17 protein-coding genes are annotated in these 21,305 nt (G+C 64.4%); 7 read left to right on the top strand and 10 right to left on the bottom strand.

All coding sequences use genetic code 11. The features are described 5' to 3' along the window. Positions 1-248 precede the first annotated feature (248 nt). Positions 249-1,490, bottom strand: coding sequence for an acyl-CoA dehydrogenase family protein (locus NKH51_RS01565; protein WP_254763488.1), 1,242 nt, complete (start codon positions 1,488-1,490; stop codon positions 249-251). A 166-nt stretch (positions 1,491-1,656) separates the two neighbouring features. Next, entirely contained in the window at positions 1,657-2,424 is a 768-nt protein-coding gene (locus NKH51_RS01560; protein WP_254763487.1) for an SDR family NAD(P)-dependent oxidoreductase, read from the bottom strand. Between the two features lie 245 nt (positions 2,425-2,669). Between NKH51_RS01560 and NKH51_RS01555 the strand changes: the two genes are divergently transcribed. The 7 genes from NKH51_RS01555 to NKH51_RS01525 are packed head-to-tail and all read left to right on the top strand — an operon-like array spanning position 2,670 to position 11,442. Beyond that, the gene (locus NKH51_RS01555; protein WP_254763486.1) at positions 2,670-6,473 is read left to right on the top strand and encodes an ATPase, T2SS/T4P/T4SS family; all 3,804 of its coding nucleotides are present in this window, start codon (positions 2,670-2,672) and stop codon (positions 6,471-6,473) included. Beyond that, complete coding sequence (locus NKH51_RS01550) at positions 6,470-8,554, top strand: type II secretion system F family protein (protein ID WP_254763485.1); 2,085 nt, start codon at positions 6,470-6,472, stop codon at positions 8,552-8,554. Before NKH51_RS01555 ends, NKH51_RS01550 begins: the two co-directional genes overlap by 4 nt. A 1-nt stretch (position 8,555) precedes the next feature. Further along, positions 8,556-9,092 (top strand): DUF7287 family protein, encoded by a 537-nt coding sequence (locus tag NKH51_RS01545; RefSeq protein WP_254763484.1) that lies wholly within the window; start codon positions 8,556-8,558, stop codon positions 9,090-9,092. Between the two features lie 4 nt (positions 9,093-9,096). Next, the gene (locus NKH51_RS01540) at positions 9,097-9,732 is read left to right on the top strand and encodes a DUF7288 family protein (RefSeq protein WP_254763483.1); all 636 of its coding nucleotides are present in this window, start codon (positions 9,097-9,099) and stop codon (positions 9,730-9,732) included. Continuing rightward, positions 9,726-10,175, top strand: a complete 450-nt coding sequence (locus NKH51_RS01535) for a hypothetical protein (RefSeq protein WP_254763482.1) — start codon at positions 9,726-9,728, stop codon at positions 10,173-10,175. Before NKH51_RS01540 ends, NKH51_RS01535 begins: the two co-directional genes overlap by 7 nt. Further along, positions 10,172-10,678: a DUF7266 family protein gene (locus NKH51_RS01530; RefSeq protein ID WP_254763481.1), complete on the top strand. Its 507-nt coding sequence runs from the start codon at positions 10,172-10,174 to the stop codon at positions 10,676-10,678. The genes NKH51_RS01535 and NKH51_RS01530 overlap by 4 nt, the downstream gene beginning before the upstream one ends. Continuing rightward, a complete protein-coding gene (locus NKH51_RS01525) occupies positions 10,675-11,442 on the top strand; it encodes a DUF7289 family protein (protein ID WP_254763480.1) in 768 nt (255 codons plus the stop codon). The genes NKH51_RS01530 and NKH51_RS01525 overlap by 4 nt, the downstream gene beginning before the upstream one ends. A 34-nt stretch (positions 11,443-11,476) precedes the next feature. Here NKH51_RS01525 and NKH51_RS01520 read toward each other — a convergent pair whose 3' ends face one another. The 8 genes from NKH51_RS01520 to cheY all read right to left on the bottom strand — a co-directional run bounded on the left by NKH51_RS01520 (position 11,477) and on the right by cheY (position 21,245). Continuing rightward, positions 11,477-12,766, bottom strand: a complete 1,290-nt coding sequence (locus NKH51_RS01520; RefSeq protein ID WP_254763479.1) for a hypothetical protein — start codon at positions 12,764-12,766, stop codon at positions 11,477-11,479. Positions 12,767-12,832: 66 nt separating this feature from the next. Continuing rightward, positions 12,833-13,735: a CheR family methyltransferase gene (locus NKH51_RS01515; protein ID WP_256527489.1), complete on the bottom strand. Its 903-nt coding sequence runs from the start codon at positions 13,733-13,735 to the stop codon at positions 12,833-12,835. Then, positions 13,732-14,247, bottom strand: coding sequence for a chemotaxis protein CheD (locus tag NKH51_RS01510; protein ID WP_254763478.1), 516 nt, complete (start codon positions 14,245-14,247; stop codon positions 13,732-13,734). Before NKH51_RS01510 ends, NKH51_RS01515 begins: the two co-directional genes overlap by 4 nt. Next, a complete protein-coding gene (locus NKH51_RS01505) occupies positions 14,244-15,512 on the bottom strand; it encodes a chemotaxis protein CheC (protein ID WP_254763477.1) in 1,269 nt (422 codons plus the stop codon). The genes NKH51_RS01510 and NKH51_RS01505 overlap by 4 nt, the downstream gene beginning before the upstream one ends. Continuing rightward, complete coding sequence (locus NKH51_RS01500; protein WP_254763476.1) at positions 15,509-16,114, bottom strand: chemotaxis protein CheC; 606 nt, start codon at positions 16,112-16,114, stop codon at positions 15,509-15,511. Before NKH51_RS01500 ends, NKH51_RS01505 begins: the two co-directional genes overlap by 4 nt. A 34-nt stretch (positions 16,115-16,148) precedes the next feature. Then, positions 16,149-19,682, bottom strand: a complete 3,534-nt coding sequence (locus NKH51_RS01495; protein ID WP_254763475.1) for an Hpt domain-containing protein — start codon at positions 19,680-19,682, stop codon at positions 16,149-16,151. After that, the gene (cheB, locus tag NKH51_RS01490; RefSeq protein ID WP_254763474.1) at positions 19,675-20,886 is read right to left on the bottom strand and encodes a chemotaxis-specific protein-glutamate methyltransferase CheB; all 1,212 of its coding nucleotides are present in this window, start codon (positions 20,884-20,886) and stop codon (positions 19,675-19,677) included. Before cheB ends, NKH51_RS01495 begins: the two co-directional genes overlap by 8 nt. After that, a complete protein-coding gene (cheY, locus tag NKH51_RS01485; RefSeq protein ID WP_006181855.1) occupies positions 20,883-21,245 on the bottom strand; it encodes a chemotaxis protein CheY in 363 nt (120 codons plus the stop codon). The genes cheB and cheY overlap by 4 nt, the downstream gene beginning before the upstream one ends. Positions 21,246-21,305: the final 60 nt, after the last annotated feature.

The following is a 21,305-nucleotide window of genomic DNA, read 5'->3' as shown; positions in this document are numbered from 1 at the left end:
GACTAGCCGCTGAACGGAGGGGAACCGGAGCGTCGACCGTCGACCGTCGTTTCGGCGCTCGAGACGGTGTCGGCAGTCGCCACACCACCGACGCGCATCGCCGACCGCCGCTGCCATCCGTGGGCAGCGCTCGCGGGTAGACCACACGAGGGTTCCGTCTCGGGTGAGGGGAGATCGTGACGATCGAAAACGAGTTCGGGCGATCTCTGGCGAAATTGGTCGGCGTTACGATCGAACGCCGCGGCGATTCAGTGGTCCGCGCCTCGGTCGCGGTTCGGATCGCCGAAGCGGGTGAGCGGCTCGAGTTCTTCCTCGGGAACGTCTTCGAAGGCGGCGCGGGCGATGACCCGGCGGTGGACCTCGTCTGCGCCGTCGACGATGCGGAACGCGCGGACGGCCTCGTAGAAATCCGAGATGGGAAGGTCCTTCCCGATACCGTTCGCGCCGCAACACTGGACCGCGAGGTCGATGGCGTCCTGCGTGGCGTTGGCGGTGAACACCTTGCACATCGAGACGGGGAGACGGGCCTCGTCGCCGGCGGCGATCCGGTCGGCGGCGTCGCGGATCCCGGTGCGGGCCATGTGGAGTTTCGTCTCGGCGTCGGCGATCCGGTAGCGAATCGACTGCTTGTCCGACAGGGTCGAATCGAATCCCTCGCGCTCGCTGACGTACGCCTTCGCGATGTCGAGCGAGCGCTGGGCCATCCCGGAGTAGCGCATACAGTGGGTCAGGCGGGCCGGACCGAGCCGTTCCTGAGCGTGGGTAAAGCCCTGATTCAGCTCTCCGAGCAGGTGTTCCTCGGGGACGCGGACGTTCTTGTAACGGATCTCGGCGTGGGAGGCGCCGCGGTTACCGCCGCCCATGTGGGGCACGTCGCGGATGACCTCGACGCCGTCGGCGTCGGCCGGCACGAGGAACAGCGAACAGGCCTCGTAGGGGTGGGCATCCGGGTCCGTTCGGGCGAGGACGATCAGGATATCGGCTTCGACGCCCTGTGTCGTCCACCACTTGTGGCCGTCGATGACCCACTCGTCGCCGTCCTTCTCGGCCGTGGTCTGGATCATCTTCGGATCCGAGCCCGCGCCTTGCATCGGCTCCGTCATCGAGAAGCCGGACTTGATCTCGCCCTGAACGAGGGGCTCGAGGTAGGTCTCCTTCTGGAGGTCGTCCCCGGCCAGCTCGAGGAGGTGCATGTTCCCCTCGTCGGGCGCGTCAACGCGCATCGCGACCTGTCCGAGCATGCTGCGACCGGCCTCTTCGAACGCCGGGAGGGAGTCGCGGAAGGAAAGCCCCATGCCGCCGTACTCCTCGGGGATCTGCGGTGCGTAGACATCGTACTCGCGAGCCGCCTCGCGGAGCTCCGCGATGGTCCCGCTCGAGACGGCCATCCCGCCGGCTCGTTCGCGTTCGATCGGAAGGACGACCTCTTCCATCAGGTCGTGAGCGCGCTCGGCGACCTCGCGTGCTTGGGCACTGTCATTATAGCGCATAGGAGATCTTCTCCCGTTTCGCGCGTAAGGATTAGGAGAACCACCACTCGGTAGCAACCATCCCCACGTTTTTTGATTCGAACGCGTTCGAGCCGAACCTGATCGGGTGAACGATATTGAGTGTCGTTGCGTGGCGGTTCGAATCGCTGCAAGTGACGGCGCAGCGTTATCGTGCCGTCCAGCCGCCGTCAGCCGCGAACACCGAGCCGGTCACGTAGCTGGCGGCATCGCTCGCGAGAAAGACGACCGGGCCGGCGATCTCCTCGGGGTCGGCGAACCGATCCAGCGGCGTGCGGTCGATGATCGACTGACGCAGGCGGTCGTTCGCCTCGAGATCGGTGGTCAGGTCCGTCGAGACGTAGCCCGGCGCGACGGCGTTGACGCGAACCTCGGGCGCCCAGTCCAGGGACATGCTCTTGGTGAGCCCGACCAGTCCGTGCTTGGAGGCGACGTAGGGGTGCTGGCGCGGCAGGCCGACGAGGCCGCCGACGCTAGCGACGTTGATGACGGAGCCGCCGTCGCTCTCGAGGAGGTACTCGGCCGCCGTTCGCGTCACCTCGTATGCGCCGTTTAGGTTGACATCGAGGACGCGGTCGAGGCTCTCGGTCTCGACGTCCTCCGGCCGGCCGAGCGCGTCATCGGGGTTGAAGCCGGCGTTGTTGACGACGACATCGACACCGCCGAACTCGTCGGCCGCTCGGTCGATCACGTCGCTCACGGCGTCGGAATCGGTCACGTCCGCGGGGACGGCGACGGCGTCGCCGCCGTCCGCTTCGATGTCCGCGGCGACGGCCTCGATCTCGTCCACCGACCGGGCGCTCGGAACGACCGCGGCACCCGCGTTCGCCAGTTCGACGGCGATCGCGCGGCCGATACCGCGGCCGCCGCCCGTCACCACTGCGACTCGCCCCTCGAGGTCGAACAGGTCGCTCATCGCTCTCTCGTACCGCCGTCGCACACGTCAAGGTTTCCACACGGCGGCCGCTCGCGACGTTCGAGTCCTGTCTGCCGAACAACCCGTGAGTGTGTAGCGTGGAGACAGGCGCGCGTGCGTATCGTTACTGGCTCCTGTTTGGCTGTGACAGCGTCGAACTCGAGCAAAATCCGGCGTCGCCAGGATTATCAGAAGTGGTAATGGACGGATGAATTTTTTGAGGGGTGAGAGTTAGGGTGGATGCAATGGCTATTGACGAGGCCGACCAGTCGGATGCCGGGGACTTATCTGAGGGGGAGGTGTCCGACCCCGCGTCGGAGGATGAGCGGTCTCAAGAGTCGGATCCCACACCGGACCCGGGTGCTCGGGTCGGCGAGTACACGTGGGCGGAGTTCATGGACGAGTACGGCCACGGGGACGAAGTGTCCACGCTCTACCCGGACGACCCGGAGGCCGACGACCAGCTCGGGCTCGACACCAACGAAGGCGGACGAGTACCGAGCGGTGAGGACTGGGCTCGAGTCGAGTTCGATCCAGCGGCGTACCTCGGTCACCACCCGGACGACCTCGTGGACAGCGTCCTGCCGACCGCCGGCGACAACGCCGACGCGCTCTGGGAAATCTTCCTCGAGCACGTCGACCCGGAGACGACGCCGGTCGTCAAGGACACCTGGTCCTGGGAACACTACAAGTGGGAGTACTACTACGAGGACGACGGGAGCCGCCCGCGGGACTCGAGCGGTGAGATCGTTCGCCACGACGAGGAGGAGGCGCTCGGGTTCGATCCCGAGACGCTCGAGGGGCGGCTCGCGGCCGGCAACGATGCGGCGCTGGAACTCGACGATATCGTCGAGGAACGAACCGTCAACGTCCAAGAGGACGTAGACGAAGACGAATTCTTCTCGACGGCCGCCGGCAACACCACCGTCTCCAACCGCTACGACCTCGAGAAGGCGGTTCCGATGGAGAAGAAAACCCACTTTCGTGAGGTCGAGCGCTACTGGGTGAACAAACCCTACGCGTACGTGGTCATCTTCCACTCGGAGAAGGAAAACGAGAAGAAGTACTACATGATCGAGCCGTACCAAAACGAGATCGAGACGGAACTCCAGGAGTTCCTCTCGGGCAAACTCCGGACGGCGATCAAGTACTCCGAGGAAGGCATCAAAGAGCAATCGACCGAGGACGGCCGTCGGACGGTCATCGAGGACGAGACGCGACGCCTGCTGAAACGCTACGACCTCTTCGAGGCGACCTCCGAGGAGGCGTCGAAAGGGATCCTCGATACGCTTCGGGGACTGCTCGACGACGATGACGACGATGTCGAACTCGAGTCCGGCCCGAGCCAACTCGACGGGATCGAGGTCCGGCCCGAGCCGGCGATCCTCGCGGACGATCCGGACACGTTAAACGAGTATCAGGTCGAGAAGCTCCTCTACCTGCTCAAGCGCAACTTCATCGGCTACGAGCGCATCGACGGCATCAAACACGACATCAACGTCGAGGACATCTCCGTCGACGGCTACAATTCGCCCGTCTTCGTCTACCACTCCGAGTACGAACAGATCATCTCGAACATCTACCACGGCGAGGACGAGCTCGACGACTTCGTCGTCAAACTCGCCCAGCGCTCCGGGAAAGGGATCAGCAAGCGGCTCCCACAGGTCGACGCGACGCTCCCCGACGGCTCGCGTGCCCAACTGACGCTCGGCAAGGAAGTCTCCGACCACGGGACCAACTACACCATCCGTCAGTTCAAGGACGTTCCGTTCACCCCGATCGACCTCATCAACTGGAACACGTTCAGTTTAGACGAGATGGCCTTCCTCTGGCTCGCCATCGAGAACCACAAGAGCCTGATCTTCGCCGGTGGTACCGCGTCCGGGAAGACCACCTCGCTGAACGCCGTCTCGCTGTTTATCCCCTCGAGCGCGAAGATCGTCTCCATCGAGGACACCCGCGAGGTCGAGTTGCCACAGCGAAACTGGATCGCCTCCGTGACGCGGCCCTCGTTCGCCGACGACGAACAGGGCGACGTCGACGAGTTCGACCTGCTCGAGGCCGCGCTCCGGCAGCGGCCCGACTACATCGTCATGGGTGAGATCCGTGGGGAGGAAGGTCGGACGCTGTTCCAGGTCATGTCGACCGGGCACACCACCTACACCACCTTCCACGCCGACTCCGTCGACGAGGTGCTCAAGCGCTTTACCACGGACCCGATCAACGTCTCGAAGACGATGTTCACCGCGCTGGACCTGGTCTCGATCCAGACCCAGACTCGGGTGCAGGGTCGGAAGGTCCGCCGGAACAAGTCCCTGACCGAGATCAACCACTACGACGCCGAACACGACGAGATCAACGTTCAGGACGTCTACCAGTGGCAAGCCGAGACCGACGAGTACCTCAAGATGGGGGACTCGAACACGTTAGAGGAGATCCAGTTCGATCGCGGCTGGAGCGACGAGAAGCTCCAACAGGAGTTGTTCAAACGCGAGATCATCCTCGCGTACCTCATCAAGAACGAACTCAACACGTACGCGCAGGTCGCGGCGACGGTCCAAGCGTTCATCAACGATCCCGATACGATCCTCACGCTCATCGCGAACGGCCAACTCGAGGACAGCCTCGAGGACCTCCGGGAGATGGAGAGCGTCCTGATCGACGTCGATCAGGAGAAAGAGGAACTCGTCCCACGACCCGAGGCGACCAGCGAGACGTACAACCTCTCGATGGACATCTTAGAACGGGCCGAGGAGTCGCTGTTCGAGGAGTACCGCGGCAAGGTGCCAAGCGGCCTCGCGACCGCGCTCGGTGACGTCGAATCGGAGAGCACGATCGACGTCGACCGCGCCGACAGCGACGACTTCGACTTCGCCGGCGAAGTCGACGACGGCGTCGAGGACGACGAGTGGGAACTGGGCGACGGCTCGACCGCGTTCGCTCCCGAGAGCGAGGCCGAGGACGGCAACGAGCCGGCGTGGCTCAACGAGGACTCCGGCTTCGATATCGGCGACGACAACGCGAGCGCTGCCGACGCCTCGGCCGGTGAGGGTGGCGACGCTGCGCCGGCGACAGCGTCGACGGCCGAACCCGAGACCGCAGTCACGACCGCGGAGTCGTCGGGAGCGGCGACGGACGCCGAGCCAAGCGGTGATCCGTCACCGGCCTCGAGCTCCGGAGCGGACGCCGGCGGCGGGGGCGGAACTGCCGGCACCGGTAGCTCGGGATCGACAGTCTTACCGTCCGAAGACGCCGAAGACGGCGACTTCGGCGGATTGTTCGACGATATGGGAGAGACGATCGACGAACTCGACGATCCGGACACCGGACAGGCGACCGCGGGCGGCGGTTCGGCCGCCGAGCAGCCGGATACCTCCGGATTCGATACGATGTTCCCGGAGGACGACCTCGATTCGATCTTCGATCCGGACTCCTCAGACACCGAATCCGACGCCGACTTTAGCGAGCAACTGGCCGACGCCGGACAGGCCACCGACGAACGGGAGCCGCCGACGATCGACCTCGGTGATGGCACCGACGATGACGGCGACGATCGGGCGGACTCGGCCGACGATCCCGGCGCCGACGCCGATACTGACGCTCCCGACGACGAATCGGCGGCTGCCCCCGAACCACCGACGATCGATGTCGGCGACGCTCCCGACGACGAATCGGCGGCTGCCCCTGAACCACCGACGATCGACGTCGGTGACGCTTCCGACGACGGCGATGCGGGACCGTCGGACGACGAGGAACCGATCGCCGGCTCGCCACCGGAGTCGGCCGGGGAGCCCGACACCGACGCCGAACCGGCCACCACACCCGCTGACGACGATGTCGACGAGGACGAGAGCGGGTCGATCTTCGGCGACGAGTCGAACTCGGTCTTCAGCGACGACGACGAGGACGACGACGGTGGCTCGCTGTTCGACGACTCCGACGAGGACGACGGTGAATCGATTTTCAGAGACGACGGTGACGACGATGCGTCCGAGAGCGACGGCAGCATCTTCGGCACCGACGAGAGCGACGAGGACGGCGACGCATGAGCCTCCAGACCGACAGCGGAAGTGGCTCGGGGATGTCGGCCTCCTCCGACGCGCTCGGAGATCGGTTCTACCCCCTCTACGAACGCGTGTTCGGCGACGACAGCGAGTTCGTCGCCGACGTCGAGACGAAACTCGCACAGGCTCGGATGACCGACACCGTCGAGCTCTACCTCTCTCGAGCCCTCGGAATCGGCACCATCAGCGGACTGAGCCTCTGGATGCTCGGATTGATGCTCGGCTACGGCCTCTTTGCCACCGGGCTCATCGACGTCGGAACGATCCTCGGCATCCCGATCAGCAACGAGCAGTTGCTCAATCTCGTCCTCGCGCTTCGCATGCCGGCGCTGATCCTGTTTACCGGGCTCCTGTTCGGCACGATCGGCTTCGCGATGGGGTTCGGATCGATGGTCGCGATCCCCTACTCGCGCGCCTCGGCCCGCAAGCGCGAGATCAACATGCTGTTGACCGACGCGGTCTCCTTTATGTACGCGCTGTCCGTCGGTGGGCTCAATCAACTCGAGATCATCGAGGCGATGGCGCAGGCCGACGACACCTACGGCGAGGTCGCAAAGGAGTTCCAGAGCATCGTCAAAGAGACGGAGTACTTCGACATCGACTACCGGACCTCGATTCGGAAACAGGCCCTCGAGACGCCGAGCGACGACCTCTCGCAGTTCCTGACGGACATGCTCTCGATCGTCAACAGCGGCGGCGACATGGAGAGCTTCCTCGAGGACAAGAAGGAAAAGCACATGCGAACGGCGAAACAGGAGCAGGAACTCACGCTCGAGACGCTCGAGCTGTTCGGCGAGATGTACATGACGCTGTCGCTGTTCCCGCTGCTGTTGATCATCATCATGGTCGTGATGAAGATGATCCCGAACGCGAGCGTGACGAACAACATGCTCTACATGACCGTCTACGGCCTCATCCCGATGATCGGCGTGGGCTTTCTCGTCCTCGTCTCGACGGTCAAACACGACGAGCCCGGTGACGGCTACCTCTCGATGGGATCGACCGAACAGCGGACCGAGACCGGCCAGCAGGGAGGGCTGTTGAGTCTGGGCCTCGTCGAGCAGTTCACCGGCGACCACAGCGTCTTCGATCGGATCAAGAACCGCGAGGGGACCTACGAGACGATGGAGGTCCTGCGAAACCCCCACCTGTTCTTCCGCGACCATCCGCTGGTGACGCTGGCACTGACCGGCCCCCTGGCGCTGGTGATCATCGTGACGGCGATGGTCAGCGGCTCCGCTCCCACGTCGTGGCAGGGGATGCTCGAGCGGCCGATCTGGGGGACGTTCATCTACGTCTACCTGCCGCTGTACATCACCGCGGTTCCCCTCTCGATCTTCCGCGAATGGAACGTCCGCCACCGCAACGCCGTCGTCAACAAGCTCTCCGAAGACCTCCGGAAGCTCTCGAGTTCGAACGACACTGGGCTGACGTTGCTCGAATCGCTCAAGGCGGTCTCCGACACGACGAGCGGGAAGCTGGCCCGCGAGTTCGAGATGATGCACACGAAGGTCAACTACGGAACGAGCCTGAAGGAGGCGCTCATCGAGTTCAACAACAAGTACCACATTCCGCGACTCGCCCGGACGACGCGCCTGATCACCGAAGCTCAGGAGGCGTCGAATCAGATTTCGGCCGTCCTTCGAACGGCCGCGCGGGCGAGCGAGAACCACGACGACATCGAGCGCGAACGCAAGTCCCGGACCCGGATGCAGATCGTGATCATCATCATGACGTTCATGACGGTGCTCGCGGTGATCGCGATCCTCAAGACCCAGTTCATCGATACGATGGCCAACCTCAACGCCGGCGGCGGTTCCGGTGCCAGTTCCAGTGCTAGCAGTAGTGCCAGCGGTGCCGGCGGCGGTGCGATGCAAGGCGGGAACCTGAGCGAGAACATCGACGTCGAGATGCTGTCGGTGCTGTTCTTCCACGCGGTGACGCTGCAGGCGATCATCTCCGGATTCATCTGCGGCTACATCCGCGACGCCGACCTGCTGAGTGGACTGAAGTATGCGATCGGACTGTCGGCGGTCGCGCTCATCGGCTGGACGCTGGTGGCCTAACATGACTCGAGCACAGACCCACGACCGAACGCAGCCTCGGGGAACGCGGACTCGACGGTCGCGGACGGTTTCGGTCTCGCTCGAAGAACGCGGCCAGACGACGCAGGACTTCGCCGTTGGAATCGGCATCTTCCTGCTGGCGATCGCCTTCGTGTTCGCTTTTCTACCGTCGGTCATCACGCCGTTCGATTCCTCGGTCGGGGGAGCGGAGACCGCACAGGCCGATCGGATCGCCGATCTGATCGTTCACAACACGTCGACCGGCGGGAACAATATCAGCAAGAGCGAGTTCGACACCAGGTATACGAAATCGGATCTGACCGCAGAGTTGGGACTTCGGAAAGCGAATGGCAACACTATCGATCAGGTGAACGTGAGCGTCGAATATCTCGGCAACAGCAGCACGATCGGACCCCCGTCCGACTGGACCGGCGGAGACGAATACGATAGTCAGTCCGCGGCCAGCGCGGCACGAATTATCACGACGGACGACCCGCGTTGCAAACCGGCGTGTCGACTCGTCGTGAGGGTCTGGTGATCGTATGTATCGGCCACACGACTCACCGGAAGACGAGACTGAGACTGACCGCGGACAGGCCTACACCCTCGAGGGATTCATCGGCGCGATGGTAGTCCTGATGGCCGTGCTGTTCGCGCTACAGGCGGTCGTCATCACGCCGACGACCGGAGGGCTAGCCGATCGGACGGCCCAACTGCAGATCCAACAGGAGATACAGGACTCGCTCGTCGTCTCGAGCCAGAACGGGAATCTCTCCGAGATCGTGCGAAATTGGGCGGGCGGCGGCGGGTTCGAAGACACGAGTCAGCCCCCAGCGCCCGGCGAGAGCAACGAGACGTACTCGGTCGATCGGTTCGCGAACGAATCCGATCTCGGCCACATACTGAAAGAGCGGTTCAGCGAAAACGGCTGGACGTACAACGTCGAACTGCACGCCGAAGGCGGCGAAGAGCGGACGCTCGTCTATCAGGGTAGTCCGCCCGCAAGCGCGCTGACGGCGAGTTACACCGTTACGCTGTACGACAATCAGACCGTGACATCGGACACGTCGAACGATAACCTGTACGAAACGAACGGTAGCGAACGAATGATTCCGCGAAGGTACGGCGACGACACGCCGCTGTACAACGTCGTCGAGGTCCGGGTGATCATATGGTAAGCGAACGTGACGACCGCGCGCAGTTGATCCTGATCGGCGCGATCACCCTCGCGTTCATCCTCCTCGGCATCGTCGTCGTCTTCAACGGCGTCCTCTACACCGAGACGCTCTCCTCAGGCGGAACGAGCCAGAGCGCGAGCACCGCCGACACGGTCGAACTCGAGGTCCAACAGGGCGTCGGCTGTCTGCTCGAGGAGGTCAATGATGATACCGGTACGACCGCTCTCCTCGATGATCACGCTGAGGATAATATCACGATGTTCAGTAACGCATACCGAGATTCGACGGTTCACTCAACGCCAGCAGTAGTGACTGTCAGTTACGACGGTATAAATATACTATCTGGTTCCATAACTGATGTTGACATAATAGTCACATACGACACGAACGAGCTACACTTCAGGCGGGAATTGACCGTGGGACCAGGTGACTGCCCAACATGAGAGCCAGGATTCACCGGAGCACTGGACAAGACCGTGCGGTATCTATTTCGATCACCCACGTCCTGACGCTCGGCATCACGACGGTCCTGATCGCGATGCTCGTGACCAGCGCCGGGACGATGCTCGAGACGGAAACGGATCGGAGCGCCGAATCATCGCTCGAGACGATCGGCGAGCGACTGGCAGACGAGATCGGAAACGTCGACCAGATCGGCTCGGGGTCGGCGCACAACGCGACCATCAGGAGCGACCACCCGCAGCGGGTCGCGGGTTCGCGGTACACTGTCGAGTTACTGGAGAGCGGCAACTGTGCCACGGCATCGCTGCTCGATGGGAGCACGCCCTGTGTGAAGCTGACGGCCGAAGACGCGAACGCCGAGGTGTACGTGCCAATCAAGACCGACGCCGGCGTTGACGGCGGAAGTTCGGTATCCGGCGGGACGATTACCATCGTCTACGAGAGCGGTGCGAACGAGATATCGATCGAGGACGGGACCCAATGAGACGAACACGACCGCAGACGGTGGGACCGAGTCGCGACGACGACCGTGGCGTCTCCGACGTGCTCGCGTTCGTCCTCGTCTTCGGGATCATCCTCAGCTCCGTCGCCTTGCTGGCGACGGTCGGCTTCCAGTCGATGCGCGACTATCAGGAGGGCGAACAGCTGCGCAACGCCGAACGGGCGATGGAGGCGCTCGCGGTGAACTTCGATTCCGTCCTGCGACACGATGGCGTCGAGAAACGATACGGAGAACTCTCGCTGCGTGAGGGAACGATTTCGACGGGCCCCAGCGGGACGAACCTCACGATACTGATCGATGGCAACGCGGGCAACGTCTCTGCGAATCCCATCGACCTCGGCGAGTTCACGTACGAAACCGGTGAGACCACCATCGCCTACGAGGGCGGCGGGGTCGTTCGCGCCGGCGAAACCGGCAGCGCCGTCGTCAAGCGACCGCAGTTGACGTGTCGACCCGAGAGCGACACCGTCGTCATCTCGGTGGTCGCGATCAACGCGAGCGACCAGTCGATCCTGAGCAGCGGCGGGCTCGGGGTCTCGATGACCGAACGCCAGCGCGAGACGTATATCGAAGACGGCGATGTCTCGGTGCGGCTCAACACGTCCTACGAACGGGCGTGGAACGCCACCCTCGAGCGGTCGGGTTGGCAGACATCGGGGTCGGCCAGCGGGGATATCCTCGCGACCTGTAACAACCCAACAGACCGAGTCGTCATCACGGTCGTCCGGGCGGACGTCAACTACTGATTACGCCGTCCACTCTCGTCGGCACGGAAACGCGTTATCCCCAGTCACCGGTCAGCATCGCTCGCAGCCCAGCTTGAGCGGCCAGCGCCTCGACGCGTGCAGCCCGCTCGTCGGTGTCGCCGGCAGTTTCGAGAACGAGGCCGTTCGAGAGCTGCCGCGGCCTCGCCATCGGTGACCCGTCGGCGTGTGCCGGTTCGGCGTTCAGCACGGTCTCGTCGGCGTCGTCGGGGCTCCAGGGGACATCGACCCCGGCGAGTCCTCGCTCGAGGAGATAGTCGGCGGTCTGGACGAGCGCGCCCGCGGACGTCGAGTGGCCGACCGCGCCGATCGAACCCCGCTCGTTGAAGAACCGAACGACGTACTCCCCGTCGCCGTCCTCGTCGTCGGCGATCGAGGGCACGTGGTCCGAGCCGTCGCCTCGAGCGTCGGCCGTCGGTCCGGAGCCGTCGACGCCAGGCTCGTCGGACGCGGCCGGTCTGTCGGCTTTGCCGTCACCGCTCGCGTCCGAGACATCCGCTCGCTCCGTCGATGCCGGCTCCGGATCGGTGCCGTCGCTGCCGTGGGGCCGGTCCGCGTCGCCGTGTTCCGATCGAGTCCGCCACTCGCGTTCGGCGACCGTCGATTCGTCGTCGCCGATCGTCGACTCGTCGAACCGGATCGAGACGTCGTCCGTCTCCTCGGCAGGCACCGTCTCGTGTTCGTCATCGTCGGCGAACGCGACGACGAGTCGGTCGAGAAAGCGGTCCGTCGCGGACTCGAGTTCGCCGGCGTAGACCTCGCCCTGTACGGTCACGTCCGCGAGGCGATCGACGATCGATTCGACCAGCGCCGGCCGTTCGACGGCGAGCTGGCGGGCGACGTGGTCGCGAGCGTGGTGCTCGAGACGGCGTTCGCAAGCCGCTCGCGAGTAGTCGGCGACGGCCGCGTCCGCGTCGACGAGTTCGGTGACGGTGAGCGCGTGATACTCGATGTCAGTCGTGCCCGAGAGAAAGAGGTACTGCCGTCCGTTCGTGTAGATCGCACGATCGACGCCGGTCCACACCATGGCCGATCGGAGGGCGTTCACCCGGGGTTCCTCCAGCGAGTCGTCGTAGCGTTCGACGGCGACGAACAGCGCCGGGACCGACTCGATCTTCGGGACGTACTCGACGTGCATTCCGCCAACGGCGCGGTCCGTCACACAGGCGTCGGCAAGCTCCCAGCCCAGCGTCTCGAGGAAGGGTTCGACGAGCCAGCTGCGGGTCTCACCCAGATCTGCCGGCGGCGATGCGTCGGCAAGCGCCACGGCGCGGGCGACGAACGAGCGGAGGTCGAGCGAAGGCATTCGTCGGGAGTAGTCGGCGGACGGTCATGTAACACCCGGTCGGTTTCGCCGACGAACCGCGGAGGATCAGGATTCGGGGCTCGAGTTCGCGCGCCGATCCGACTGTTCGGCGCTCGTCCTCGCCATCTCTCGCTGATAGATGCGCAAGCGAGCCTCGCGAACGGTGAAGGCGGACTTGAGGTTCGGCGGGATCGTCTCCGCCTTACCGATGACGAGGTAGCCGGCCGGTCGCAGCGACCGCGCGATGGTCTCGAGCATCGACTGCTTGTACGCGTTGTCGATGTAGATAAACAGGTTCCGACAGACGACGAGGTCGAAGCCGGACTTGGGCTCGTCGTTGATCAGGTCGTGGCGCTGAAAGCGCACGTTACGTCTCACGTCGTCGCGGATCCGGTAGGTCCGCCCGTCGACGTCGACGTACTGATGGTAGTCGTCGAGATAGGAGAGCTGGTCGTCCAAGTCGACCGTTCGAGACTCCTCGTAGACGCCGGCTCGAGCCGTCTCCAGTGCCGGTTCGCTGATGTCGGTGCCGAGAACGTAGACGGAGGACGCGTCGATATCGGGGTCGTCGCGGGCGAGCATCGCCAGCGAGTAGGGTTCACGGCCGTCCGCACACGCGGCGCTCCAGACGCGGACGGTCTCGGTGGTCGCGGTGAGCCCCCGGAGGACCGTTCGGATCCCCGACCAGACATCGGGGTTGCGAAAGAAGCCCGTGACGTTGATGCTCAGCGCCTCGAGTAGTTCCTCCTGTTCATCGGGGTCCTCGCGCAGGACGTCGAAATAGGCCTCGTAGCTCTCGCTTTGCGTGCGGCGCATCCGCGAGGAGACGCGCCGGTCGAGGTAGCTGTCGTTGTAGTGACTCGTCGCGAAAGCCAGTTCGTCCTCGACGAACGCGAGGAGGTCGGCGAAGGTGTCGTCGTCCGTTCGGTCCGGGGGGGTATCGGCGTCGCCAGCGCCGTCGCCGATCACAGCTCCGTCACTCCGTTGTCACTGTTCGAGGACTTCACCGTAAGCGTGCCCGATCCGGGCGTGAACTCGACGGTCCGGCCGTACTCCCCGCCGACGTCTTCGGCCTCGAGGGGAACGCCTAACTTCTCGAGTTCCTCTTTCGCGGCGGCGATGTTTCGCTGGCCGACGCCGTCGCCGAAGCTCTCGAACTCGAACATGTCGCTGCCGCCGGCGATCTTCGCTTCGACGGTGGTGTAGTTGGCTCCCTGCTCGACCATCCGCCGCAGCAGTGCGCGAATCGCGGTGTCGGCGTACTTGCCGGGTTTGCGCTCGCTGTTGTCCGCGGCGTCGCCGTCGGGGAGCATGACGTGTGCGAGCCCGCCGATCCCGGAGTCCGGATCGTACAGGGCGATCGCCAGACACGAGCCGAGTCCGTAGGACTTGAGCGTGTCGTCGCCGTCGCTGACGACCAGCTCGGAGATACCCACCTGGACCGGCGTCGGTGCACCTGGTTCGGTTCCGTAGGTTTTCATGCGTTATCGACTTCCTGGAACTCCGCCGTCGTCGGGGTGTCCTCGATCCGATCGACGTCTAAGTTGTTCAGCGCTCGTTCGAGATCCGACTCGTCCGGGATCGCGTACACTTCACAGTCGAACTCGCGGCCGTCGGCGACGACGACCGTATCGAAGACGAACGCGAAGTCCTGATTCTCGCCGAGTTGGATGATCACGGGGTCGACGGCGGCAGCGCCGATGTCGTGGATGAACTCCGGCGTCGAGTGATCGATCGTCGTATCGAGGACGTTCGCCCAGCCATCCAGAAAGCCACTGGCCATGATGTTGCCCAGTTCTTTGATCGCGCTGGTCCCCATCTCGCCGAAGCCCTCCTCCTCGATCTCCATCGGCACCATCGCGTCGACGATCTCGTGGGCCGACTCCTCGTCGAACAGGAAGAGGAGATAGCCACTCGGCATCCCGTCGAACTCGAAGGCGACCCCGACGAGCGTCTCGTTTGCGACCTGCTCGGGGATCGCCTCGAGCGAAACGAAGTTGAGCCGGCGGATCTCGACGCTCGTATCGATTCCGGTCAGCGTGGTCGCGGTCTTGGCGACCTCTTCGGCCCCGCGTTCGGCCATCCGGTCGAAACCGTCCAGCTTGTCGTACTCGATGCCGTCGCTGCTGCGCAGTCGCTCGAGGAGCTTCGAGAGCGACTCGCGTTTGGGGAAGAGGTAGTGGCTGAAGCCGACCTCGGTGCCGACGGTCTCGATCCGACTCTGGAAGAGCAAGGCGAGGTCGTCGTCGGCCGGCGCCTCGTCGATGTCGCCGAAGAACGGTTCCGCGGTCTGGCCCTCGACGAACTCCGGCGTCGAGACGTCGATGACGGCCTCGAGCACGTCGGCCCAGCCGTCGATGAACCCGCTGTTCATGATGTGGCCGACCTCGGTCGTGGCGCTCTCGGTCATTTCGTCGAAGCCCTCGAGATCGTCGACATCGGCGTCGACGTCGGCCTCGGGACCGGCCTCGGCGAGCAGCGTCTGGACGATCCGCAACGCGTTCTCGCGCTCGAAGACGACGACCGAGTAGCCCTCGATCGCGCCGGTCAGCTTGACCCGAACGCCGACCTTCTCGGTCGAGTCCTCGAAGTCACGCCGGATCTCCTGACCGCGCATGAAGTTGAGTTTCGTCACACCGACCTGCGTTTCGACGCCTAACATGTGGGTGAGTCGGCCCGCCGCCAGTCCGGCCCCTTCTCGAGCCATCCGGTAGAACGTGCCGAGCGCGTTGACGTCGAGTTTCATGCGGGCTGGACTTCGATGCCGTTGACCATTTCGACGAACTCAGCCAGGTCGGGGAAGGCGTATATTTCGGCTTCGATCTGATAGCTGGGCACGGAGAGATCCGAGTCGAAGAACAGGGCGAGATCGTCGCCGCCCAGACTGGCCGTCCGGGTGACGATGTCGCCGGCGGGCGCGTAGACGAGTTGGGGCGCGGCGATGTCGATCGCGCGCCCGAGCACGTCGGCCCAGCCGTCGATGAACCCGCTGGCCATCATGTTGCCCATCTCTTCGACAGCGCTTCTGGCCATCTTGCCCGAGACATCGCCCATGTCGTCGACGACGTCGCGCAGCATGATCGCGGTGATCTTCTTCGCGCTCGCCTCGGGGAAGAGGATGAGGATGTGTCCGTGGGGCGGATCGAGCAGTCGGACCCGGACGCCGACCCGCTTGCCGCCGTCGAGTTGGGACTCGATGTCCTCGACGTCGATGAAGTTGGTTTTGGTCACCTCCATCTGGGCGTCCTCGCCCGTGAGTTTGCTCATGTTGTCGGCGACGCCGTTCGTCCCGACTTTCGCCATTTCGTTTATGAAGCTCAGCTTGCGTATGTCGACCATCATCGTCATGGTTTCCTCCGTAGGGTTGGGTGTTTGCGTTCGTTCATAATGTCGTCACATCCAAGATGTTGACTACCTCTCCCCGCCCTCGCACCGTCGCACCGCTGAGCCCCGGAACCCCGCTCATGAAGCCCTCGAAGGGCTTGACGACGACCTCCTGCTGGCCATGGACGCGGTCGCAGTGCAGGGCCACCTCGCGGACCTCGCCGCGGATTCGGACGACCATTCCGTCGCCGTTCGCGCCCGGCGCCGGCGTCTCGAGCACGTCGGCGAGCGGGATAACGGGGTAGTCGCCGTCCTCGCTGGGGAGGACGGAGTGCTCGCCGGTCGACTCGAGGGCGCTGGCCGACTCGATGTCGCGGACGGCCTTGGTCGGGACGCCGAACTCCTCGCCGCCGCTCTCGACGAACAGGATCTCGTCGATCGCGACCGTCACGGGGAGTTCCATCGTCACGGTCGTGCCCTCGCTGGGCTCGCTGTCGATCGAGACCGTCCCATCCAAGTCCTCGATCGTCCGCTTGACCACGTCCATGCCGACGCCCCGGCCGCTGATGTCGGTCACTTCGTCGACCGTCGAGAGGCCGGGATGGAAGATGAGTTCGTAGGCATCCTCGTCGGACAACTCGGCCGCTTCGGATTCCGTTATGACTTCGGCATCGACGGCCTCCGCCCGGAGTCGATCGGGGTCGAGCCCGCTGCCGTCGTCCTCGACCGAGATCGTCACGCGATCCCGGGCGCGGTCTGCGTGGACCTCGACGGTCCCTTCGGGAGATTTGTCCGCTTGTTCGCGCGCCTCGGGCGATTCGATCCCGTGGTCGACGGCGTTGCGGACGAGGTGGATCAGCGGGTCGCCGATCCGGTCGAGAATACTCCGGTCGAGTTCGACGGTCTCACCGTGCATCTCGAAGGCGACCTCTTTGTCCTGATCGCGAGCGATGTCGCGGACGACCCGCGGCAAGCGGTTCGTCACGGTCTGGAGCGGCACGAGTCGGATGTCCATGACCGTCTCCTGGAGGTCCGTCGTCAGTTCCGACAGCGCATCGAGTTCCGTCTCGAGCGCGTCGTTGCCCTCGGCCTCTGCTTCGGCCGCGTGGCGAAGGCGGACGCGGCTCGTGACCAGCCCCTCGACGAGGGTCAGCAGCGAGTCGATCTGTTCGACGTCGACCCGGACGGACTGGACCTCGCCGGGCTGGCTCTCGTCGTCGTCCGCCTGTTCGTCCGTCTCGGGGACGGTGAGCTCCGGAATCTCGAGAGTCGGCTCCTCGATAGTCCGTTCGATGTCGTCGTCGGCATCGGTACCGTCGTCGGTCGGATCGTCGCCGAAGGCGGCCGACTCGGCGGTCGCGTCGGTCGCATCCGAGTCCGGCGTCGGCGAATCGAATCCCGCCGCGCCGACGTCGAATTCGTCGGTTCCAGCGAAGACCTCGTCGTCGAGTTCCTCGTCGAAGTCGTCGTCGAAACCGTCGTCAAACTCATCATCGAGGTCGTCATCAAACTCGTCATCGAGGTCGTCGTCGAAACCGTCGTCTGCCGATTCAAACCCGTCGTCGAACGCCTCTGTCTCGGCGTCCGCGGAGCCGAAGTCGCCGAACGCCGCCGTGGGCTCGACATCGTCGGCGTCGTCTCCGAACGAGTCGACGGTCCCTGACTCGTCGTCCTCGGCTGTCTCGACCGCCTCGGTCTCGAGGTCGACGTCGTCGGCCGCGTCGTCGCTCGGTGCAGCCGGGTCCGCTGCTTGCACCGACGCGTCGTCCGTCTCCGGAGCGTCCGATTCGACCGGTTCCGCGGCCGAGTCGGTCTCGGCTCCGTCCTCGGCCGGAGACTCGATGGCCTCCGTCTCTTCGCCCGGATCGGCGTCGGTGGGAGCCACATCATCGGTCGCCGTCGACCGATCGTCGTCACCACCGGTTTCGTCGTCGGCCGCCGGTTCATCATCGACGCCGCCGTCAGACGGTTCCTCTGCGTCGTCGCCTTCGGTATCTGCGTCGACTGCTGGCTCCTCGAGATCGGAGTCATCGGTCTCATCGCCGGTATCGACCTGCTCGAGATCGGAGTCGTCGGTCGCATCGGCCGAGTCGTCGGAGTCCACGTCCGCCTCGGATGCGTCCGAATCGTCGTCGACTCGCTCCGTCTCCGGCGCTTGCGTCGCCGTCGAGTCCGCGGCGTCGTCGGTGGCGTCTACCACGTGGTCGCCGTTGTCGGCCGTTCCGTCGTCGCTCGCGTCCGATTCCGTCGGCTCGACCGTGGATTCGATCTCGGCACTCTCGTCGGCTTCGATATCGTCGGCTTCGACATCATCGTCGACGAGGATGTCGTCGACCTCGCTCTCGGACGGCGCATCGCCCTCGAGGAACGAGTCGTCGTCGGCGTCCTCGCCGAGGAGTTCGTCCATGCCGACTTCCTCCTCGTCGTCGAACTCGTCGAACTCGAGTTCGGCGAGTTCGTCTTGGAGTTCGTCGAAGCCGACCATCTCCACCTCGTCTTTGAGCTCGTTGAAGACGGCACTGGCGTCGTCGACATCGTCGGTGTCGGACCCCGCGTCGGCCGTCGACCCCTGCTCGGACGCGTCGGTGTCGGCCTCGTCGAGCGCTTCGGCCGGCGGTTCGCCGGGCTCGTCATCGATGTCGACATCTTGCTCCGCGAGCAGGTCGTCGAACGAGCCGGCCTCGCCCATGTCCTCAAAGGCAGCGAGGTCGTCGTCGTCGACGTCTTCGACCATCTCGTCTAAGTCGTCGAACTCGGTGAACTCGTCGAGGAGGTCGTCGACCTCGAGGTCCTGAGCCTCTTCGGCGGAGATCCCCTCGCCCGGCTCGGGGTCGTCGACAGGCTGGGATGGCTGGTCGGTCTCGTCGGCCTCCTCGAACCGGTCGCTTACGTCGACGATCTCGAACTCGTCGACCTCCTCGACCGGCTCGAGGCCGGACGTGATCGCGGCTTCGCCGACCGCAGTCCCGAAGACAGCGTCGAATCGGCCGTCGTACTCCGCGGCCTCGAGACGCTCCTGTGAGGGGGCGGTCCCGATTAGATCGAACGCGTCTATTAGGGCGTCGACGACCAGCTTGCCGTTGTTCACGCCCTCGCGCTCGGCGATGTCGAGTCGGACGAGATAGACGTCGTGGTCGTCGTCTTCGGGCGGGTCGAACCGCGAACAGACATCGTCGATCTCGTCGGCCGTCGGCGCGGCGAATCCGGCCGCCTCGTCGGCGCGATCGAGCTGCGCACGGAGCGCCCGGATCGTCGCCGACGGATCGGTCTCGATCTCGCCGGTCGCGGCGACTTCGTCGATCATCGTCTCGAGTTCGTCGACGGCGTCGAAGACGGCGTCCATCAGTTCCGACGTCACCTCGAGGTCGTCCCGACGAACGGCGTCGAGCAAGTCCTCGATCGCGTGGGCGAGATCGCTGGCCGAGTCCAGCCCCATCGCCCCACAGTTACCCTTGAGGGTGTGTGCGATCCGGAAGATGTTCTCCATCGCCTCCTCATCGTCGGGCTCGCGCTCGAGGGTGAGCAAGGCGTTGTTCAGTTCCGTGATTCGTTCTTCGCTCTCCTGAACGAAGTCTGTGAGATAATCAGTCATCGTTCTCACCGTCCGTCGTGAACGCGTCGACGATCGCGTCGGCGACGCCGTCCGCGGGCACGATCGTGTCCACACAGCCCGTTTCGATTGCTTGACAGGGGATGCCAAAGACCGGACTCGTCGCCTCGTCCTGTGCGATCGTGTGGCCGCCGGCGGCTTTGATCGCCTCGATTCCGGCTGCTCCGTCGCGGCCCATTCCGGTCAGCACGACGCCACAGAGGGCGTCAGAAACCCGTTTAGCGGCGCTTTCCATCGTCACGTCGATCGCCGGGCGCACGCCGTGGACGCGCTCGCCGTCGTCGAGTCGCAGGCGCAACCCATCGCCGACGTTGCTCACCACCTCGAGGTGGTGGCCGCCCGGCGCGACAGCGACCTCGCCGGACTCGAGTCGCTGTCGGTCCGTCGCCTCGGTCACGTCGTAGGCGCTGCGCTCGTCGAGCCGTTCTGCCAGCCGCGCCGTGAAGCCGGCGGGCATGTGCTGGACGACCAGCACCTTCGCCTCGAGAGCGGCGGGAAGCCGGTCGAACAACCGCTCGACGATCTTCGGGCCGCCGGTCGACGCGCCGATGACGACCGTCGGGGCGTCCGCGCGATCATCGTCGACGGCGATCGGTGTGGTCTCGTCGCCGGCGGAATCGGAGCCGAAACCGGGCGTGACGCCCGGACTGATCGTTCCGCTGTCGACGTTCGACTGGACGTCCGAACCGCCCGCGACAGCGTTCCCGGTCGCTGTCGTGTGGCCGGGGTTTTCGGCGCGGCCCGCGCTGGTCGCGTAGGCCGTCGCCGCAGTGCGGGCGAGCGCGACCGACGAGACATCGGCTTCCGCGAGGTCGTCGACCGTCTCGATAACCTCGTCGGTCAAGTGAGCGATGTTCCGCGAGCCGGAGCCGTCGGGTTTGTGGAGAAAGTCCACTGCTCCACGCTCTAAGGCGTCGAGCGTCGCCTCCGCACCGCGTTCGGTATGGACGCTGAGCATGAGAATCGCGGTCGGATTCGTGGCCATAATTCGTTCGACGGCGTCGATGCCGTCCATTTCGGGCATCTCGACGTCCATCGTAACGACGTCCGGATCGAACGTACCCGCGAGTTCGACGCCTTCCGATCCGTTCGCAGCTGTTTCCACGTCGTATCCGGCCCCAGAGAGCGCGTTGCCGATGACTGTCCGCATAAACCTCGAGTCGTCGACAACGAGTACTCGCGTCATGCCGCAACGACGTCTGAGAGGGCCTTTCTGACGCTGGGTTCTTCGAACGGTTTCGTGACATAGCCGTCCGCGCCAGCCTTCACGGCGAGTTTCATCTTCTCACGCTGTCCGACGCTCGTACACATGATGACGCGGGCGTCCGGATCGATCTTCTTAATCGCCGCGGTCGCCTTGATGCCGTTGCACTTGGGCATCACGATGTCCATCATCACGATATCGGGATCGTGTTCTTTGTACAGTTTGACGGCTTCTGCTCCGTTGGACGCCTCTCCGAGGATGCGGTAATCCTGCTCCAAGATCTGACGCAGTAAATTCCGCATAAAATGAGAGTCGTCCACGATGAGCACCCCTGTCGACATTCAGTAGTACACCAAACTCTGGTAGAGATACAACTACCATAAATGCTGTCTCTCGATTAT

Origin of the sequence: Natrinema marinum, assembly GCF_024296685.1 — an archaeon.
Classification (GTDB): Archaea; Halobacteriota; Halobacteria; order Halobacteriales; family Natrialbaceae; genus Natrinema; species Natrinema marinum.
The sequence above is the reverse complement of the archived record's forward strand: the minus strand, read 5'-3'. Positions and strand labels throughout refer to the sequence as shown.

What these genes read in the sequence shown, in the direction of transcription:
- NKH51_RS01540 (WP_254763483.1), top strand. Translation starts at nt 9,097, where the DNA reads ATGTATCGGCCACACGACTCACCGGAAGACGAGACTGAGACTGACCGC.
- NKH51_RS01530 (WP_254763481.1), top strand. Translation starts at nt 10,172, where the DNA reads ATGAGAGCCAGGATTCACCGGAGCACTGGACAAGACCGTGCGGTATCT.
- NKH51_RS01520 (WP_254763479.1), bottom strand. Translation starts at nt 12,766, where the DNA reads ATGCCTTCGCTCGACCTCCGCTCGTTCGTCGCCCGCGCCGTGGCGCTT.
- NKH51_RS01525 (WP_254763480.1), top strand. Translation starts at nt 10,675, where the DNA reads ATGAGACGAACACGACCGCAGACGGTGGGACCGAGTCGCGACGACGAC.
- NKH51_RS01505 (WP_254763477.1), bottom strand. Translation starts at nt 15,512, where the DNA reads ATGAAACTCGACGTCAACGCGCTCGGCACGTTCTACCGGATGGCTCGA.
- NKH51_RS01500 (WP_254763476.1), bottom strand. Translation starts at nt 16,114, where the DNA reads ATGACGATGATGGTCGACATACGCAAGCTGAGCTTCATAAACGAAATG.
- NKH51_RS01555 (WP_254763486.1), top strand. Translation starts at nt 2,670, where the DNA reads ATGGCTATTGACGAGGCCGACCAGTCGGATGCCGGGGACTTATCTGAG.
- NKH51_RS01535 (WP_254763482.1), top strand. Translation starts at nt 9,726, where the DNA reads ATGGTAAGCGAACGTGACGACCGCGCGCAGTTGATCCTGATCGGCGCG.
- NKH51_RS01545 (WP_254763484.1), top strand. Translation starts at nt 8,556, where the DNA reads ATGACTCGAGCACAGACCCACGACCGAACGCAGCCTCGGGGAACGCGG.
- NKH51_RS01510 (WP_254763478.1), bottom strand. Translation starts at nt 14,247, where the DNA reads ATGAAAACCTACGGAACCGAACCAGGTGCACCGACGCCGGTCCAGGTG.
- NKH51_RS01495 (WP_254763475.1), bottom strand. Translation starts at nt 19,682, where the DNA reads ATGACTGATTATCTCACAGACTTCGTTCAGGAGAGCGAAGAACGAATC.
- NKH51_RS01560 (WP_254763487.1), bottom strand. Translation starts at nt 2,424, where the DNA reads ATGAGCGACCTGTTCGACCTCGAGGGGCGAGTCGCAGTGGTGACGGGC.
- NKH51_RS01550 (WP_254763485.1), top strand. Translation starts at nt 6,470, where the DNA reads ATGAGCCTCCAGACCGACAGCGGAAGTGGCTCGGGGATGTCGGCCTCC.
- cheB (WP_254763474.1), bottom strand. Translation starts at nt 20,886, where the DNA reads ATGACGCGAGTACTCGTTGTCGACGACTCGAGGTTTATGCGGACAGTC.
- cheY (WP_006181855.1), bottom strand. Translation starts at nt 21,245, where the DNA reads ATGTCGACAGGGGTGCTCATCGTGGACGACTCTCATTTTATGCGGAAT.
- NKH51_RS01565 (WP_254763488.1), bottom strand. Translation starts at nt 1,490, where the DNA reads ATGCGCTATAATGACAGTGCCCAAGCACGCGAGGTCGCCGAGCGCGCT.